Consider the following 14,722-nt stretch of genomic DNA (forward strand, 5'->3'; position numbering starts at 1 on the left):
TTACAAAAAATTGACAGATAAAAATTTGAATATTTCTATATTTTCTAGTAGAATAAATATATTACACATATAGGAGAAAAACATTGCTTACAGTATCTGATGTTTCACTACGTTTTAGTGATCGCAAACTTTTTGATGATGTCAATATCAAATTTACAGAAGGAAATACTTACGGATTAATCGGTGCTAATGGTGCCGGAAAATCAACCTTTTTAAAAATTTTAGCTGGAGATATCGAACCTACTACTGGTCACATCTCTCTTGGTCCAGATGAACGTCTCTCTGTTCTTCGTCAAAATCACTTTGACTATGAAGACGAACGTGCCATTGATGTCGTTATCATGGGAAATGAAAAACTTTATAGCATCATGAAGGAGAAAGATGCCATCTACATGAAGGAAAATTTCTCAGATGAGGATGGAGTGCGTGCTGCCGAACTCGAAGGAGAGTTTGCCGAGCTTGGAGGTTGGGAAGCAGAAAGTGAAGCCTCTCAACTACTTCAAAACCTAAACATTTCAGAAGAATTGCACTATCAAAACATGAGCGAATTGGCCAACGGTGAGAAAGTAAAGGTTCTCCTCGCCAAAGCACTTTTTGGTAAACCAGATGTTCTTCTTTTGGACGAGCCTACCAACGGTTTGGACATCCAATCGATTACTTGGTTAGAAGACTTCTTGATTGATTTTGATAACACAGTTATCGTAGTATCCCACGACCGTCACTTCTTGAACAAAGTATGTACTCACATGGCCGACCTTGACTTTGGAAAAATCAAACTCTATGTCGGAAACTATGACTTCTGGAAGGAATCTTCTGAACTCGCTGCTAAATTGCTAGCAGACCGTAATGCCAAAGCAGAAGAAAAAATTAAACAATTGCAAGAATTCGTTGCTCGTTTCTCTGCCAATGCTTCTAAATCAAGACAAGCAACATCACGTAAGAAAATGCTTGATAAAATTGAACTTGAAGAAATTGTGCCATCTAGTCGTAAATATCCATTTATCAACTTTAAAGCGGAACGTGAGATTGGTAATGATCTCTTGACAGTAGAAAATCTAACTGTAAAGATTGATGGTGAAACTATCTTAGATAATATTAGTTTCATCTTACGTCCAGGTGATAAGACAGCGCTTATTGGACAGAATGACATCCAAACGACTGCATTAATTCGTGCAATCATGGGGGACATTGACTATGAAGGAACTGTCAAGTGGGGAGTAACTACTAGCCGTTCTTACTTGCCAAAAGATAACTCGGCAGATTTTGCAGGAGGAGAGTCAATCCTTGACTGGTTGCGTCAATTCGCAAGTAAAGAAGAAGATGACAATACTTTCCTACGTGGCTTCCTCGGCCGTATGCTCTTCTCTGGAGATGAAGTTAACAAATCTGTAAACGTCTTGTCAGGGGGAGAAAAAGTGCGTGTCATGCTTTCAAAACTCATGCTCTTGAAATCAAATGTCCTTGTACTTGATGATCCAACCAATCACTTGGACTTGGAATCTATCTCAAGCTTGAATGATGGATTGAAAAACTTTAAAGAATCAATCATCTTTGCCAGCCATGACCACGAGTTTATTCAAACTCTAGCTAACCATATCATTGTCTTGTCTAAAAATGGCGTCATTGACCGTATCGATGAAACCTATGATGAATTCCTAGAAAATGCAGAAGTACAAGCAAAAGTTAAAGAACTTTGGAAAGACTAAAATTTTCAAAACTCAGTTGGGTTAACCAGCTGAGTTTTCTAACATTTTATGAGGTAACATGAAATTATTTTTTAAAACATATTGGACCTATTTTGTTTCTTTCATCATTCCCGTAATCATTATGACAGGAGTATATCTATCTCAAGGTATCTACTGGAACAGCGATACATCTCCACTATTGGGAGATGGGTTTCATCAATACGTTATTTTTGATGTAACTTTACGAAATATCCTACATGGAAATGGTAGTCTGTTTTACACCTTTACAAGTGGCCTCGGATTAAATTTCTATGCCCTATCTAGTTATTACTTGGGAAGCTTCCTTTCACCTCTAGTTTACTTTTTTAATCTGTCGAATATGCCAGATGCTGTCTATCTGACAACTCTCTTAAAATTTGGATTGATTGGACTATCAACTTATTTTAGTTTAAATAAATTATTTCAATCGATTCCCAAGCCTTTAAAACTAGCTTTATCTACTTCCTATGCTCTGATGAGTTTCACTGTCAGTCAATTAGAGATAAAAACCTGGCTAGATGTTTTTATCTTGATTCCTTTAATTATAACTGGTTTACATCTACTGATAACTGAAAAGAAATTCCTATTGTACTTTACAAGTCTGTCAATCTTATTTATCCAAAACTATTATTTTGGCTATATGACAGCATTGTTTCTTATTTTCTGGTATTTCTGTCAAATTTCGTGGGACTTTAAAACCCGAAAATCATCTGTTCTTGATTTTGTCGTGACCTCCTTTTTAGCTGGTATGGCTAGTTTGATTCTGACTCTTCCTACTCTGTTTGATTTACAGACACATGGAGAAAAATTAACTGAAGTTACAAAGTTTCAAACTGAAAGTAGCTGGTACCTTGATCTCTTTGCTAAGCAATTCATTGGTTCCTTTGATACAACAAAGTATGGGGCTATCCCAATGATTTTTGTCGGACTACTTCCCTTTATTTTGACCATTTTGTTTTTTACGATGAAATCTATTAAGTTTCACGTGAAACTTATCTATGCAATCTTCTTTACATTTCTAATTGCAAGCTTTTATATTGAAGCTCTTGATTTATTTTGGCAAGGCATGCATACTCCAAACATGTTTTTACATCGCTATGCTTGGATTTTCTCTACCTTGTTAATTTACACAGCAGCAGAAGTCTTAAATCGTCTGAGAGAAATTAAAATCTGGAATTTTTTAGTTTCGCTTTTTCTTATAGTAACAGGATTTTTAGCTACCATCTATCTAAAATCACATTATTCTTTTTTAACAGATTTGAATATTCTGCTTACTCTTGAATTTTTGGTTGTCTATTCGCTTTTACTCCTTGCAGTTATCAAAAAGTTTATCTCTGTAAATCTATTTGCCATTCTAATCTCTTTATTTATAATGGTTGAAATGAGTTTAAATGCTTCATCTCAAATAGACGGAATTGCTAAGGAATGGGGATTTGCTTCTCGAATTGCTTATAATCGAGATATCCCAGCTATGGAATCTTTCTCAACATATATTAGAAATCAATTTACTCGTACTGAAAAACTAGAAACTCAGACAGGAAATGACAGTATGAAATTCAACTACAATGGAATCTCTCAATTTTCATCTGTTCGAAATCGTTCAGCAAGCTCTACTTTGGATAAACTTGGGTTTAAATCCTCTGGGACCAATCTCAATCTCCGTTATGCCAATAATAGTATTTTGGCTGATAGTTTATTTGGTATCCAGTACAATATCTCAGACAGTCCTATTGATAAGTATGGTTTTAAAGATATCTATCAAAAAGATAATCTTACCCTATATGAAAATCAATACTCTCTTCCGATTGCATTTGCTAGTCAATCTGTTTACAATGATGTCAATTTCAATGAACATACCTTGGATAATCAGACCTCGTTTTTAAATCAACTTGCTAACGTCAAGTTTGATTATTTTTCTCCGATCCCTTATGACAAAACAGAAAATACTGATGATTTGATTAGTGTTACAAGTTCTTCAAATGAGGATGCAGCAATCCAGTATCAAATTGAAGTTCCAGAAAACAGCCAAGTTTATCTTTCTTTCACAAACCTTCACTTTGCTAATGATAAACAAAAGAAGGTTGACATTCTTGTCAACGAGGAGAAGAAGACTTTTACAACTGATAATGTTTTCTCCTTCTTTAATCTAGGCTATACAAAAGAGAAAAAAACTTTCAATATTCATGTTAGTTTCCCTGGAAATTCACAAGTATCATTTGAATCTCCTACCTTCTATCGTTTAGATACCCAAACTTTGACTGAGGCTATTCAAAAAATCAAAGAGCAACCTGTAACAGTATCAACTTCTAAAAACAAGGTTTTTGCTACATATGATGTCCAACAAGATACATCTATTTTTTTCACTATTCCTTATGACAAAGGTTGGTCTGCCTACCAAGATGGTAAGAAAATAGAAATGAAACAAACTCAAACTGGATTTATGAAAGTTGATGTTCCCAAGGGGAAAGGAACTATTACACTTTCCTTCATTCCCAATGGGTTTATTACTGGAGCAATCTGTTCCTTTACTTCTCTCTTACTATTTGGAATCTATAATCACAGACGAAAGTCAGCTAAGGCATAAAAAAATCGACCAGTTAATCGGTCGATTTTTTTAATCTCCTTCCATTTTCTTAGGTTGATAGGCTAGCATACCTAAACCAATAAATAGTACTAGTATCACAGCAAGGAAAATAACTTGGTGATGAATATTTCCTGTCATAGAGATTGTTTGTCGTAATCCTAAAACTGAATAACTCATTGGTAACCAAGGATTAATAGCTCTAAAGAAATCATTTGTCAAAGCAAGTGGATAAGTACCAGCACTTGATGCCAACTGTAATAAAAGCAAGATAAGAGAGAAGAAAGCTCCTATACGGCTATTCCACGTTGTTAAAGCAGTCACCATAGACATGAATACTAAACTTGTTAAGATGATGAGAATAAATGTTCTCATTTCATGATTAGCAGTTAGACCAATAAGATGGACTCCTCCATATACCAAAATCCCTGCTAAAATAGCTATAATACCATTTATTTCAGCTCGAGACTTCAACCAAGCCCAACGGCTCTCTGGATGACGTCCTGAAGGCAACTTCGCAAAGATCATATTCGTTGATATTGCTGCAACAAATAGAGCAACTGATATCATATAAGGAGCCATTGCAATTCCATTTACAAGAACTTGGTCATTGTCTGTTTTGGAAAGATTAAGTGGATTTGACAAAACCTCTGCATTTTTAGATTCCGTTGATACTGATTTAAGTTGATCACTAGCATTACTTAATCCTTGTCCCAAAGAAGCAACTCCTGTCTGTAAACCTTCCAATCCAGAAGTTAACTTTGTTCCACCTTCTGCAAGTTTCCCAGATCCATCTGCCAATTTATTAACTCCATTCTCTAATTGAGAAGCACCTGAAAGTAACTGACTGGATTTGTCTGCTAATTGACCAGATCCTGATTGTAATTTATCAACTCCTGCCAGTAATTCTTGACTCTTTTGATTCAATTCATTAGAGCCATTTGATAATTTTTCAATACCAGACACTAATTCTGGAGTTTTTTCAACTAATTGACCAACTCCTCCTGTCAAGCTAGAAGATTTTTGTGTTAAGGTAGTTGAGCCTGAAACTAATTGATTTAAACTACCTGTCAAGGTGGCATTTTTTTCACTTAGTTGACTTGCGCCTTGAGAAACTTTATCAACACCTGCAGTATATGCGTTTACACCTGATACAATCGACTGACTGGCAGGAACTAATTTACTAGTAACAGCTCCTTGTATCTCTGTTAATCCACTTGACAATCCTGTCAAAGAAGTAGAAGCAAGCGGTAATACTTGATTAGCTTGATTTTTTAATGTCGAAAGACTTGAAGATTGATTTTGTAAGTTTTCCAAACTTCCCTGTAAACCTTGTACTAAAGCTACAATTGACTTAGCCGATTGAATACTATCAGTCGAATTTTGAGATACAGAAGCGCTTATCTCAGCTTGTTGCTCACTTGTCAATGATTGATAAGCTGCTGTCGATTGAATATTAGCTAATGTAGTTGCTTTTTCAGACTGAGCACTTGCTAACATTTGATTAGAAAGAGATACTATACTTGATAAAACAGAGTCTAATTGTTTTGTATCTCTAACATCAATATTTTGAATAGCTTGATTTAACTGATTCAGACCAGAAGATAATTGAGCAATTTGATCTTTTTGCTCAGACGAAGTAGCTAACTTACTAGAAAGTTGTTGAATCCCTTCACTTAATTTCTCCATACCCATTCGAAGTGTAGCTGATTGATTGGATAACTGATTAGCACCTATTGCAAGATTTCCCACTCCGTTTGTATAGGCACTAACACCAGATGAAAATTGATTAAGACCAGCATTGAGCTGAGAAACACCGCCAGTATAAGATCCTACACCAGTATATAATTGATTAATTCCCCTCACTAATTCAGGACTTTTAGAAGATAATTGACCTAACCCGCTATCTAATTGACTCACTGCACCAGTATATATAACTAAACCACTATTAAAATTCCCTAAGCCAAGATGAAGTTGTTCAACACCAGAGACATAAGAGGATAATCCTTTAGTAAACTGCTCCGTTCCATTTGAAAATGTTAAACTTGAATCTGCTAAAGAGTGTAGGTTAGTAGTTAATGTTTGACTTCCTGCCACTAACTGATTCGCTCCATCAGTTAGTTTTTCACTACCAGACGCTGCTTGACTCATTCCATCCTTTAAATCGACCATTTTGTTAAATAAAGCTTTGGTATAGGTCTCGGTTACATTGATAGAAACACTCTGCTTTAATTGTGTCATTGCAGAATCACTCATCTTGCTGGCAATAAAACTATGACCACTTGAAGTCTGATAATCGATTTGCATTTGCTCTGGGTGATCCGTTAAAATAGAAGCTGCTTTTTCAGATAGATCACTTGGTAAAGTCACTACCATATAGTAATCGCCATTTTCTAATCCCTTCTTACCTTCTTCTTCATCTACAAAATGAAAATCCAAGGTTTTATTTTCTTTTAAATTGGACACCATGTCTTTTCCTATAGACATGCTATTACCATTATAGGAAGCCTCTTTATCATGATTGACAACTGCCACAGGTAAGTCAGACAATTGACCATATGGATCCCACATTGATGACAAAAATATGATATTGTACAGAGCAGGAATAAGAGAAATCCCTATCATGACAATAATAAAGGTTGGTTTTTTAAAAATTGCTTTCCATTCTTTAAACATAGTTTCTCCTTTTTTAAACATATTGTCTAAAATTTTGATATAATAGATTATACATTAAAAAATCTAAATTACAAGATAAAAAATCCATTTTTAGACATATAGTCTAATTTGTTTACAAGGAGGAAATATGCAAGAAAGTAACAAACGCTTAAAAACAAAGCGAATTATTGAAAATGCTATGGTACAATTACTAATGGAACAACCATTTGATCAAATTTCTACTGTCAAGTTAGCAGAAAAAGCCGGAATTAGTCGTTCCAGCTTCTATACTCACTATAAGGATAAGTATGATATGATTGAGCACTATCAAAGCAAACTATTTCATACATTTGAATATATTTTTCAAAAACATGCTCATCACAAAAGAGATGCTATTCTAGAAGTATTTGAATATCTAGAGTCAGAACCACTTCTAGCTGCCCTTCTTTCTGAAAATGGGACTAAAGAAATCCAAAATTTCTTACGAAATAAACTTCATATCATGCTAAGTACAGATTTACAAAAGCGATTTATGCAACTGAATCTCAATACCACTGAATTAGAATATAGTAGCATCTATCTAACTCATGCACTTTTTGGTGTCTGCCAAACTTGGATTGCACATGGAAAAAAAGAAAGTCCTCAAGAAATAACAGACTTCCTTATGAAGATGCTTGGTGATACAAATTGATACAAAAAGGGAACACAGTTGTGTTCCCTTTTATCTATACTCCGCCAGTAGGACTCGAACCTACGACATCATGATTAACAGTCATGCGCTACTACCAACTGAGCTATGGCGGATAAAATAGTCCGTACGGGATTCGAACCCGTGTTACCGCCGTGAAAAGGCGGTGTCTTAACCCCTTGACCAACGGACCTTCTATCTGTAGCAGATATAACCATTATATCAATTTCTTGCTAATTGTCAATCACTTTTGAGATTTTTTCTCTAGAATATCTTTTAATTTTCTAATTTTTAACCTTGAAATAGGACAGCGATGATCTTCATAGAAAACAACTTCTAGATTCTTTCGATCAATTTCTCTGATATTGCCTATATTTACCAAAAATGACTTATGAGGAGAATAAAATCGCTGAGTATGTTTGTCCTTTTCCTGAATATCTGTCATGGTACCATAAAACTCTTTTGCAAAATTCTTACCAATAATGCGCAATTTATGAGAGACACCTGTTGTTTCAATATACAAAATGTCATGGTAAGGAATTTTTAAATCATTTCCCTTGTAATTGTAGTCAAAATAATCTACAACATCTTCATTTTCAAGTAACATACTTTTAGTATAGAAGATATTTTGCTCAATTCTCTTCTTAAACATCTCATCGTTGATATCCTTATCAACAAAATCTAGGGCTGATACCTGGTATTTATAGGTTAGAGTCGCAAACTCTGATCGACTGGTGATAAAGACGATAATAGCGTAAGGATTGTAATGACGAATGAGTTGAGCCACTTCAAATCCCTTTTTCTCAATCCCATGAATATCAATATCTAGGAAATAAAGCTGATTTACTTCGTCGTTTTCAATGTATTCTTCAAATTCACGGACTTTTCCTGTTGTTTTGTATGATATTGGAATATTCGATTCTTTCGAAATTTCATCCAATATTCTCTCTAGTCTCACTTGATGTTCAATAACATCTTCTAAAATTAAAACTTTCATTCAAATTCCCTCTTAAATCTAATAATTTGTCTAAATGTACTGCCTTCCATCTCTGTTTCTAAAATAATATTGTTGTACTTATCTAGTAGTTCTTTCACATTATTTAATCCTACCCCGCGATTTCTTCCCTTAGTGGAGAATCCTAAAGCAAATAGATCTCCTGAAGGAGTCATCGTCATTTTACATGAATTCTGAATCACAATAACTGTTTCAGTTTCCATCTTAATAACTGCTACTTCCATCTGCTTTTTATAACTATCAGCCGATCCTTCGACAGCATTGTTCAATAAGACGCTCATGATACGAACTAAATCCAATAGTTCAATTTGGAGCGTGGTAATCGTATCTTTTACTTCCAGTGTAAACTCTACACCATTATTTCGAGCATAGACAATTGACTGAGCAACCAAACTTCGTAAAGCTGAATCTTCTATGTTGTTCAAATCAAAGTAAGTGTACTTATCTGAACGCAGTTTATGATTTGCTTTGACCAAAACTTCATTGTAAACTCTGTCAATTTCCTGTAAATCACCACTGTCAATTGCCATCTGCATGCTGACAAGCATCCCAGCATAGTCATGTCGAAAACCACGGATTTCATTATACAGTCCAACAATTTCATCTGTGTAATTCTGTAAATGTTTTTGTTCAAATTTCTTCTGCTTCAAAGCAATCTCTTTCTCCATTTGAACTTTATGAGAATTCATTGCAAAGAAGGTCAAAAGTAACGAGATAAAAACAATAGATGATAAAATACTTCCAAAACTATTCAAATGTTTAATCGTACTTACCATATTTGAAACGAAAGATACAATATGGAGCAGTAGTAAGGCAAAAAATACTTTTTTCAAGAAAGGATAAAGGTAGTCCTTGTCAAAATAGGCTAGTTCCAAATGGAAATAATGAATGATTTTTAAAACAACAAAATAGGTCAACACCGTTACAACGAAAAAGAATAGGCCATAATATTGTAAAACAAAATTGTCTCCTGTTATAGAGGAGAACGTTACGGACAGAAAGTTATGAGTGCTCTCATATAAAAGAGATAGTAGTAAACTTAGGAATAGTCCTCTATCCCTCTCATACTGTTTAATCCATCGAAAATAGGAATATAAGCCCAAAGGAAATAAAAATCTTGCAATTCCTAACCCATCTAAATATAGGAGATAAAAGGGAAGTTCGAGTACTGCTTCTACTAGTAATGTATAGATACCAAAAACGTATAGTTCCTTTGCTTTTATTTGACCTTTACAAATTAAATGGTAACTGTGACTAATAATTAAAAAATGAACAAGAACTATCCCAAATCCAAATAAATCCATTACTCTTTCTCCTTATTTCATTACTTTTTTCGTCGGAAAAGAAAATCAAGGAGGATGTCTGAAACCCTACTTTCCCCACCTTTAATCTTTTGCAAGTCTTTTTCCTTCAAGGCTACAAACTGTTCCAATTTAACTGTGTTTTTCATAATAAAATCTCCTAAAATGTTTTTTTCTTGTAAGCTAACTTACAAAAACCATTATACAAAATGGAATTTCATTTTAGATAAAATTCTCTCAACTGTCATTTTTTTCTCCCCAAGTGTACTTTTTTAAGAAAAAAGCCGGGAAAATTCCCAGCTTTGCTACTATATTGATCCCAGCAGGATTCGAACCTGCGACCGTTCGCTTAGAAGGCGAATGCTCTATCCAGCTGAGCTATGAGACCTAATACAATCATTCTACCAAAAATTCAATTAAAAGTCAATTTTCTATTTATGATAGGGCGAACCTTGCTGAATCGTAAAAGCGCGATAGATTTGTTCAGCAAGGACTAGTCTCATTAACTGATGGGGCAAGGTTAAGCGGCCAAAACTAACAGAAAGGTTGGCTCTCTTTTTTACAGCTGATGACAATCCTAAACTCCCTCCAATAATAAAGGTAAGAGTAGAAAATCCTTTTATAGAAGCTTCTTCTAACTGCTTACTAAATTCTTCCGAGGATAAAGTTTTCCCTTCAATAGCTAACGCAATAACAAAATCACGGTCACCAACTTTTGATAAAATTCTCTGACCTTCTATTTCTAAAATCTTTTGATTTTCTGATTCACTGGCCCTGTCTGGTGTTTTTTCATCTGCTAGTTCAATCATTTCAAGCTTAGCAAATCGAGAAATTCGTTTTGAATACTCTGCGATACCATCTTTTAAATACTTTTCTTTCAGTTTCCCAACTGTTACAACTTTAATTTTCATGACTCTATTCTAACATATTCTCTATTTTTTCACATCTTATTCACAAAATAAAAAATAGATTTCAATTGAGAAAATCACAATTTTCAAAGAGTTATCCACAGTTTGTGTAAAACTTTTGTGTTTAAGTTATAATTAAGCTAGTCAGTTTATACTTTCAGTAATTTAAAAATATGGAGGCAAATATGAAACATTTAAAAACATTTTACAAAAAATGGTTTCAATTATTAATCGTTATCGTCATTAGCTTTTTTAGTGGAGCCTTGGGTAGTTTTTCAATAGCTCAACTAACTCAAAAAAGTAGTGTAAGTAACTCTAACAACAATAGTACTATTACACAAACTGCCTATAAGAACGAAAATTCAACAACACAGGCTGTTAATAAAGTAAAAGATGCCGTTGTTTCTGTTATTACTTATTCAGCAAATAGACAAAATAGCGTATTTGGCAATGATGAGACTGATACATATTCTCAGCAAATCTCTAGCGAAGGATCTGGGGTTATTTATAAAAAGAATGATAAAGAAGCTTACATCGTCACCAACAATCACGTTATAAATGGTGCCAGCAAAGTCGATATTCGATTGTCAGATGGAACTAAAGTACCCGGAGAAATTGTCGGAGCTGATACTTTCTCTGATATTGCTGTCGTCAAAATCTCTTCAGAAAAAGTGACAACAGTAGCTGAGTTTGGTGATTCTAGTCAGTTAACCGTAGGAGAAACTGCCATTGCCATCGGTAGCCCATTAGGTTCTGAATATGCAAATACTGTCACTCAAGGTATCGTATCTAGTCTTAATCGAAATGTATCTTTAAAATCTGAAGATGGACAAGCCATTTCTACAAAAGCCATCCAAACTGATACTGCTATTAACCCAGGTAACTCTGGTGGCCCACTGATCAATATTCAAGGACAGGTTATCGGAATTACTTCAAGTAAAATTGCAACAAATGGAGGAACATCTGTAGAAGGCCTTGGTTTTGCAATTCCTGCAAATGATGCTATCAATATTATTGAACAGTTAGAAAAGAACGGAAAAGTGACGCGTCCAGCTTTGGGCATCCAAATGGTCAATCTCTCAAATATTAATACAAGTGATATTAGAAGATTGAATATTCCAAGCAATGTAACATCTGGTGTAGTCGTTCGTTCTGTGCAAAGTAATATGCCTGCCAATGGTCACCTTGAAAAATACGATGTTATTACAAAAGTAGATGACAAGGAGATTGCTTCATCAACAGACTTACAAAGTGCTCTTTACAATCATTCTATCGGAGACACCATTAAGATCACTTACTATCGCAACGGTAAAGAAGAAACTACATCTATTAAACTTGACAAGAGTTCAGGTGATTTAGAATCTTAATTGACATCTATGTAAAGAAAGCTTTACATAAGAGAAAAGATGTGTTAGTGTAGAATCATGGAAAAATTTGAAATGATTTCTATCACGGATATACAAAAAAATCCCTATCAACCTAGAAAAGAATTTGATGGAGAAAAACTAGATGAACTAGCACAGTCCATCAAAGAAAATGGTATCATTCAACCTATTATTGTTCGTCAATCTCCTGTAATTGGTTATGAAATCCTTGCAGGAGAGAGACGCTATCGGGCTTCACTTTTAGCTGGTCTAACGTCTATCCCAGCTGTTGTTAAGCAACTCTCAGACCAAGAGATGATGATACAGTCTATCATTGAAAATTTACAGAGAGAAAATTTAAATCCAATAGAAGAAGCACGAGCCTATGAATCTCTTGTAGATAAAGGATTTACCCATGCTGAAATTGCAGATAAAATGGGCAAGTCTCGTCCTTATATCAGCAACTCCATTCGTTTGCTTTCCTTGCCAGAACAAATCCTCTCAGAAGTAGAAAATGGCAAACTATCACAAGCACATGCACGTTCGCTAGTTGGGTTGAATAAGGAACAACAAGACTATTTCTTTCAACGAATCATCGAGGAAGATATTTCTGTAAGGAAGTTAGAAGCTCTTCTGACAGAGAAAAAACAAAAGAAACAGCAAAAAAATGATTATTTCATACAAAATGAAGAGGAACAGTTAAAAAAACTAATCGGATTAGATATTGAAATCAAACTGTCTAAAAAAGATAGTGGAAAAATCATTATTTCTTTTTCAAATCAAGAAGAATACAGTAGAATTATCAACAGCCTGAAATAAGGCTGTTCTTTTATTTTTTTATCTCACAAGGTTATCCACTATTTTTTTAAGTAAAAATCTTAATAAATCAAAAGTTTTTAGCTTTATCCCCAACCTGTGGATAAAGCTTGATAACATTGTGGATTATTTTTCACAGCTTGTGGAAAATTCTTTCTATCTATGGTAAAATAAGTCTAGCATTAAACTTTTAAACAAATAGTAAAGGAGGAGAACGGATTGAAAGAAAAACAATTTTGGAATCGTATATTAGAATTTGCACAAGAAAGACTCACTCGATCCATGTATGATTTCTATGCTATCCAAGCTGAACTCGTCAAGGTAGAAGAAAATATTGCCACTATATTTCTACCTCGCTCTGAAATGGAAATGGTCTGGGAAAAACAACTAAAAGATATTATTGTAGTAGCTGGTTTTGAAGTTTATGACGCTGAAATAACTCCCCACTATATTTTCACCAAACCTCAAGATACGACTATCTCACAAGTTAAAGAAGATATAAATTCAACTCTTTATGACTATAGTCCAAAGTTAGCATCTATTCCTTATTCGGATACGGGATTAAAAGAAAGGTACACCTTTGATAACTTTATTCAAGGGAATGGAAATGTTTGGGCAGTATCAGCCGCCTTGGCTGTCTCTGAAGATTTGGCTCTGACCTATAATCCTCTTTTTATCTATGGAGGACCTGGGCTTGGAAAGACTCACTTATTAAACGCTATTGGAAATGAAATTCTAAAAAACATTCCTGATGCGCGTGTTAAATATATCCCTGCTGAAAGCTTTATTAATGACTTTCTTGATCACCTAAGACTTGGGGAGATGGAAAAGTTTAAAAAGACCTATCGTAGCCTTGATCTTTTATTGATTGATGATATACAATCTCTAAGTGGTAAAAAAGTTGCAACACAAGAAGAATTTTTCAATACCTTTAATGCACTGCACGACAAGCAAAAACAGATTGTCCTAACGAGTGATCGAAGTCCAAAACATCTAGAAGGGCTCGAGGAGAGGCTTGTCACGCGCTTTAGTTGGGGATTAACACAAACTATCACACCCCCTGACTTTGAAACACGTATTGCCATTTTACAAAGTAAAACGGAACATTTAGGCTACAATTTCCAAAGTGATACTCTAGAATACCTAGCTGGACAATTTGATTCAAATGTTCGAGATCTTGAGGGAGCCATCAACGACATCACTTTAATTGCCAAAGTAAAAAAAATCAAGGATATCACTATTGATATTGCTGCAGAAGCTATTAGAGCTCGCAAACAGGATGTTAGCCAAATGCTCGTCATCCCAATTGACAAAATCCAAAATGAAGTTGGTAACTTCTATGGAGTTAGTGTCAAAGAAATGAAGGGAAGCAGACGCCTTCAACATATTGTTTTAGCCCGTCAAGTAGCCATGTATTTATCTAGAGAACTAACAGATAATAGTCTTCCAAAAATTGGGAAGGAATTTGGTGGAAAAGATCATACAACAGTCATTCACGCCCATGCAAAAATTAAATCTTTGATTGATGAAGACGATAATTTACGTTTAGAAATTGAATCAATCAAAAAGAAAATAAAATAACTTGTGGATAACTTTCGCTTTTTTATCTTTTTTATCCACATTTTTTAAACAAGGCAAAAAACTTGGTATGCCTTACTTTTAGTCTGTTT

Annotated in this window: 11 protein-coding genes and 3 tRNA genes; 6 read left to right on the forward strand and 8 right to left on the reverse strand. The window is 34.5% G+C overall.

Features of this window, described 5'->3' with window-relative positions; genetic code table 11:
- Positions 1-83 precede the first annotated feature (83 nt).
- Together FJR77_RS01485 and FJR77_RS01490 are read left to right on the forward strand one after the other, a co-directional pair.
- Positions 84-1,706 (forward strand): ATP-binding cassette domain-containing protein, encoded by a 1,623-nt coding sequence (locus FJR77_RS01485; RefSeq protein WP_140833923.1) that lies wholly within the window; start codon positions 84-86, stop codon positions 1,704-1,706.
- Between the two features lie 58 nt (positions 1,707-1,764).
- Entirely contained in the window at positions 1,765-4,308 is a 2,544-nt protein-coding gene (locus tag FJR77_RS01490; protein ID WP_140833922.1) for a YfhO family protein, read from the forward strand.
- A 30-nt stretch (positions 4,309-4,338) separates the two neighbouring features.
- Here the strand turns inward: FJR77_RS01490 and FJR77_RS01495 are convergent, their stop codons facing one another.
- Positions 4,339-6,981: a YhgE/Pip domain-containing protein gene (locus FJR77_RS01495; RefSeq protein ID WP_140833920.1), complete on the reverse strand. Its 2,643-nt coding sequence runs from the start codon at positions 6,979-6,981 to the stop codon at positions 4,339-4,341.
- A 127-nt stretch (positions 6,982-7,108) separates the two neighbouring features.
- Between FJR77_RS01495 and FJR77_RS01500 the strand changes: the two genes are divergently transcribed.
- Positions 7,109-7,651 (forward strand): TetR/AcrR family transcriptional regulator, encoded by a 543-nt coding sequence (locus FJR77_RS01500; RefSeq protein WP_140833918.1) that lies wholly within the window; start codon positions 7,109-7,111, stop codon positions 7,649-7,651.
- Positions 7,652-7,690: 39 nt separating this feature from the next.
- Here FJR77_RS01500 and FJR77_RS01505 read toward each other — a convergent pair.
- From FJR77_RS01505 to rlmH, 7 genes are all read right to left on the reverse strand, one after another.
- A tRNA-Asn gene (locus FJR77_RS01505) sits at positions 7,691-7,764 on the reverse strand.
- A 5-nt stretch (positions 7,765-7,769) separates the two neighbouring features.
- Positions 7,770-7,841 (reverse strand) — tRNA-Glu (locus tag FJR77_RS01510).
- 51 nt (positions 7,842-7,892) lie between these two features.
- Positions 7,893-8,645, reverse strand: a complete 753-nt coding sequence (comE, locus tag FJR77_RS01515; RefSeq protein ID WP_000866069.1) for a competence system response regulator transcription factor ComE — start codon at positions 8,643-8,645, stop codon at positions 7,893-7,895.
- A complete protein-coding gene (gene comD, locus FJR77_RS01520; protein WP_140833916.1) occupies positions 8,642-9,967 on the reverse strand; it encodes a competence system sensor histidine kinase ComD in 1,326 nt (441 codons plus the stop codon). Before comD ends, comE begins: the two co-directional genes overlap by 4 nt.
- A 20-nt stretch (positions 9,968-9,987) precedes the next feature.
- Entirely contained in the window at positions 9,988-10,113 is a 126-nt protein-coding gene (gene comC / locus FJR77_RS01525) for a competence-stimulating peptide ComC (protein WP_049535516.1), read from the reverse strand.
- 165 nt (positions 10,114-10,278) lie between these two features.
- Positions 10,279-10,352 (reverse strand) — tRNA-Arg (locus FJR77_RS01530).
- A gap of 43 nt (positions 10,353-10,395) precedes the next feature.
- Complete coding sequence (rlmH, locus tag FJR77_RS01535; RefSeq protein ID WP_140833914.1) at positions 10,396-10,875, reverse strand: 23S rRNA (pseudouridine(1915)-N(3))-methyltransferase RlmH; 480 nt, start codon at positions 10,873-10,875, stop codon at positions 10,396-10,398.
- 182 nt (positions 10,876-11,057) lie between these two features.
- On the opposite strand from rlmH, the gene FJR77_RS01540 reads away from it, so the two are divergent.
- From FJR77_RS01540 to dnaA, 3 genes are all read left to right on the forward strand, one after another.
- On the forward strand, positions 11,058-12,239 hold the full coding sequence (locus FJR77_RS01540) for a S1C family serine protease (RefSeq protein ID WP_140860023.1): 1,182 nt from the start codon (positions 11,058-11,060) through the stop codon (positions 12,237-12,239).
- A gap of 57 nt (positions 12,240-12,296) precedes the next feature.
- Positions 12,297-13,055 (forward strand): ParB/RepB/Spo0J family partition protein, encoded by a 759-nt coding sequence (locus FJR77_RS01545; RefSeq protein WP_140833910.1) that lies wholly within the window; start codon positions 12,297-12,299, stop codon positions 13,053-13,055.
- Between the two features lie 216 nt (positions 13,056-13,271).
- A complete protein-coding gene (gene dnaA / locus FJR77_RS01550) occupies positions 13,272-14,633 on the forward strand; it encodes a chromosomal replication initiator protein DnaA (protein WP_140833908.1) in 1,362 nt (453 codons plus the stop codon).
- Positions 14,634-14,722: the final 89 nt, after the last annotated feature.

The organism is Streptococcus shenyangsis (genome assembly GCF_006385785.1).
In the GTDB taxonomy this organism is placed as follows: Bacteria; Bacillota; Bacilli; order Lactobacillales; family Streptococcaceae; genus Streptococcus; species Streptococcus shenyangsis.

Excerpts from the sequence above, each read along its gene's own strand:
- FJR77_RS01490 (WP_140833922.1), top strand. The coding sequence starts at position 1,765 with ATGAAATTATTTTTTAAAACATATTGGACCTATTTTGTTTCTTTCATC.
- FJR77_RS01495 (WP_140833920.1), bottom strand. The coding sequence starts at position 6,981 with ATGTTTAAAGAATGGAAAGCAATTTTTAAAAAACCAACCTTTATTATT.
- FJR77_RS01500 (WP_140833918.1), top strand. The coding sequence starts at position 7,109 with ATGCAAGAAAGTAACAAACGCTTAAAAACAAAGCGAATTATTGAAAAT.
- comE (WP_000866069.1), bottom strand. The coding sequence starts at position 8,645 with ATGAAAGTTTTAATTTTAGAAGATGTTATTGAACATCAAGTGAGACTA.
- comD (WP_140833916.1), bottom strand. The coding sequence starts at position 9,967 with ATGGATTTATTTGGATTTGGGATAGTTCTTGTTCATTTTTTAATTATT.
- comC (WP_049535516.1), bottom strand. The coding sequence starts at position 10,113 with ATGAAAAACACAGTTAAATTGGAACAGTTTGTAGCCTTGAAGGAAAAA.
- rlmH (WP_140833914.1), bottom strand. The coding sequence starts at position 10,875 with ATGAAAATTAAAGTTGTAACAGTTGGGAAACTGAAAGAAAAGTATTTA.
- FJR77_RS01540 (WP_140860023.1), top strand. The coding sequence starts at position 11,058 with ATGAAACATTTAAAAACATTTTACAAAAAATGGTTTCAATTATTAATC.
- FJR77_RS01545 (WP_140833910.1), top strand. The coding sequence starts at position 12,297 with ATGGAAAAATTTGAAATGATTTCTATCACGGATATACAAAAAAATCCC.